General features: G+C 63.7%; 3 protein-coding genes. All 3 read right to left on the bottom strand.

Features of this window, described 5'->3' with window-relative positions:
* On the bottom strand, window positions 1–1229 hold a 1229-nt coding region (locus VIM95_RS09600), incomplete at its 3' end, for a Fic family protein (RefSeq protein ID WP_331985025.1).
* Between the two features lie 335 nt (window positions 1230–1564).
* Window positions 1565–2182, bottom strand: a complete 618-nt coding sequence (locus VIM95_RS09595) for a thymidine kinase (RefSeq protein WP_331985023.1) — start codon at window positions 2180–2182, stop codon at window positions 1565–1567.
* Window positions 2183–2311: 129 nt separating this feature from the next.
* A partial coding sequence (locus tag VIM95_RS09590) for a hypothetical protein (RefSeq protein ID WP_331985021.1) occupies window positions 2312–3577 on the bottom strand: 1266 nt, incomplete at its 5' end.

Genomic DNA, 3577 nt, shown 5'->3' with positions numbered 1-3577 from the left:
CCACCCTCCGCCTCCACCCATAGGCCCGGAAAAAGGTAGCGGAATAGCTCGATCGGCACATTGAGTTGGAAAGGCGCCTGCAGGCCTTCGGCGGTGATGATGCCCAGTGTGCGCAGGTCTTTGATGACGCGATCCTGCGTTCGGCTGGAGGTGCCTCCCAGCAGTTGGCGAAACTCCGGCTTGGGCGTTGGGCCAGCATTGAGCAGGTATTTGAGCGCGGTCAGGCTATTGAGGCTCGTCAGATGGGGCGTGGCCTGCGCCGCGGATTCCGCCAGCAGCATCTTGTGCAGGCGTTCCTCCAGCCCTTGCAGGTCCAGCATTTTGGACATGAAATCCACCTGGTCGAGGCAGATATCCAGCATGAAGTCGATAAAGCCGATCAAGTGCTTCTCTGATAGATTGCCCCGCCCATCCAGGTCCCCCTCGCGAGGGTGGTCGGCCAGCGCCAGTACCTGGTAGTAGCGCTGCTGCTGGCGGGCCAAGCCGCGCATGGGCGACCAAAAGCCGCGGGTCAGCCCCAGTGCGTAGAGGCCTGCATGGGTGTGCAGGCGTATGGCGCGGCCGTTCCCGTCGCCAAAGGGGTGCAGCCATGCCAGCCGATGGTGCGCCGCGCAGATTGCGATGAGTGCCCGGTGTCCGCGCACTTCAAGGCGGTAGCCTTGCCACATTGCCTGCATGAACGCATTGAGGCACGCATGGCTTGGGGGAATGTGCTGGCCGACCTTAACCTCATGCCGGCGGAACACGCCTGGCTGGATTTCTTCACGCCAGTCAGTGCCATCCGCCCGCTGCCCGTGTGCCATCCGATCCGCAATGGGTAGCTGCTCGTACATCGCCCTATGCGTGGCCTGGATGAAGTCGGCCTGGAAGTAGTCTGGGATGTCGCCCAGGCTGCTCGCGCGGCCAACGCGATCCTCGATGCCTTCCTCGGCCCGCATGCATGCCACGGCCGCACGCTGCTTCTGGGCTTCATCCGGTTTGTCGGAGAAGTCCGCTGCCATCGCCTGCTGGATCAGGAGCGGCGTGGTGTGCTGCCCCTCGATCTTGTTGGTGTAGTAGGAGTTCATCGGCCGCAAGGCCTTCGCCAGCACCGGCTGTAGCCCGCGTGGGATGACCTGCCGATCAGCACGGCGGATCAGCTCGGTCGCCTTGTCCTCCAGGTCGCGCATCGCTGGCGTGTCTGACCTGGGGAGCAACGGCGTCATCGAAGCGGGGTCGGTATACAGCATGGCTTGTCGCAGATTTTGGCGATAAATTTGGCGAAGATTTTGGCGGAGAATTATGTGCACTTAAGTGCATGTTCTACCAAAATCTTTTATTTTTCAAAGTGAAAAATATTTCGCCAGTTTGGCGAAGTTTTCTGCGCGACATTTTCAGGCATGTGCGCGGCGTGCGGCGCGTTGTGGGTGGTGCTGGAAAAGCACTGCGATTTTGCGGTCCAGATTGGAGCTACGCAAAAAATGAACGTCTCTAGGGCGAGGTTCGGAACGTGCCCGCCAGGCGTTTACCAAGTCATGAAGGCGGGACCGAGCGCGATTTCTGCTCCCAACCTGGCGTTCGGTAACTAGCGGCCCTCCGGCGCCACCAGCCCCTTCCCCGGCCTACGCGAGGTCTGTACGCCCAGGTGCCAGCACTTGGGGCAGACAGCCAGGTAGCGGTCGTTGCCGCCGATCTCGATCTGCTTGCCCTCGGTCACGCGCTTGCCGTGCTCATCGATGCGCATATTGTGGCGGGCCTTGCCGCCGCAGCCGCAGATGGTGGGCAGCTCTTCAATCTCGTCGGCCAGGGCGAGTAGGTAGGTGGAGCCGGGGAAGGGCTCACCGCGAAAATCGGTACGCAGGCCGTAGCAGATGACCGGGACGCCGTGCACATGGACCAGGTGGTGCAGCTGCAGCACCTGCTCTCGGCTCAGGAACTGGGCCTCGTCGATAAAGATGCAGGCCACGTTGGGCGCCAGCTTCACGATCAGGTCCAGATCGAACACGGTGCTGGCGTTGAAGGTATTGGCCTCGCGCTGTATGCCCAGCCGGGTGGTGATCACGCCTTGGCCGTAGCGGGTGTCGATCTCGGCGGTGAACAGCAGTGGCACCATGCCGCGCTCGACATAGTTGTGCGCTGCCAAGAGCAGGATGCCGCTCTTGCCGGCGTTCATGGCGGCATAGCGGAAGTAGAGGTTGGCCATGGGGGCTCCGAAATCTGGGTCTGGTTTTGTCGTCTGCTGTGCGCTGGGACGCAAAATACAAGACCTGCCCCCGGATTGCCAACCGGTCCGGCGAGGCCTGCACCAGGCCCCGCCGCCATACTTGCTTGGTCAGCCCGCTGCGATCAGGCGTACTGCGGGCTTGTCGCCCACCTGGGCGATGGGCACGAAGCCCGGTGGCACGGGCAGGCCGGCCAGCTTGGCCATGGTGGTGATAAAGCTGGCGTAGGGCCAGCTTACCGGCTGGTCCTTGGCGCCGAGTACCCCTATGCCCAGCCAGGTTTCGCTAACAAGGGCCACGGGGGACAAGGCGGCCTGCATCTTGGCCAGGATGGGTTCCAGTTGCTTGCGTACGGCGTCTGGATCGGGCTGTTCGGGCAGGGCCTTGATCTGGTCGCTGGCCTGGGTGGCCAGCGTGCGCAGGCGCAGCGGGGCCTGCACGGTGGCGGATAGCCGGTGGTAGGCCTTGAAGCGGCGCATGCCGCGGTCGGCAATATCGTTGTCTCTGGCGGTAATCCCCACCGCCTCCGCGGCGCTGACCGCCAGGTCGCCGGTGACGATGTTCTCCGGGAAGAGCTTCAGGTAGCCCAGGATCGCGTCATTGTCGGCCTTGCTGGCGTTGGTCACCGCCAGGATCTGCTCACGCAGGTCGCCCACCGGATCTTTGGAGAACAGGCTGTCCGCTTTGTAGGCGCGCTGGAACTGAGCCAGGGCTATCTCAAGCGATACGCGCTCGATGTCGGCTTTGCCCAGGCTGGCAAAGGCGGCCCATTGTTGGGCATCCAGCGCGACCGGTACGGCGATGGTCAGCGACTTCCAGAACCGGCGCAGGCCGTCGCTATCGCTGGGGGAGGGGATATCCAGCAGGAGTCCGATATCGTTGCGCTTGGTGCCGACCGCGTCGGCATAGGCGTCCAGCAGGTCTTGCACCGTCTCGCGGTCGGTATTTTCGCGGTTGGCGGTGAAGGCGCCGTTCAGCGTGGCCGCAAGCTGCCTGGGCGCGCCCTCGTCCCCCGCCAGGGCCAGCTGCACGCCCAGTTTGGCGGTGCGGTTCTTCCATGGGTTGACGATGCCGGTGCCGCCGGTGCTGGCGGCGGTGGCGGCAAGCAGGTTGCCGGTGACCAGGTCGGTCTTGACCGACACGGTGTTGAGCCAGGTCTGGGTGTTGGCGAACTGGATACCGAAGAAATTGAGCGACAGGCGCTGCTCGCTGAGCGTTGATGCAGTGGAGAGCAACCAGCCTTTGGCATCGACCACCGCGCCCACGCTGACGGCGGCTTGCGCCAGCGCGCCGAGCGTGAGCAGCTGGCCGCTGCAGAGTGCGGCAAAGAGCCGGTCGGCTTCGGGCGTGATGGTGTCGTCCGGGCGGAACCAGGC

Origin of the sequence: Chitinimonas sp., from assembly GCF_036568685.1 — a bacterium.
Taxonomy (GTDB): Bacteria; Pseudomonadota; Gammaproteobacteria; order Burkholderiales; family Chitinimonadaceae; genus Chitinimonas.
The sequence above is the reverse complement of the archived record's forward strand: the minus strand, read 5'-3'. Positions and strand labels throughout refer to the sequence as shown.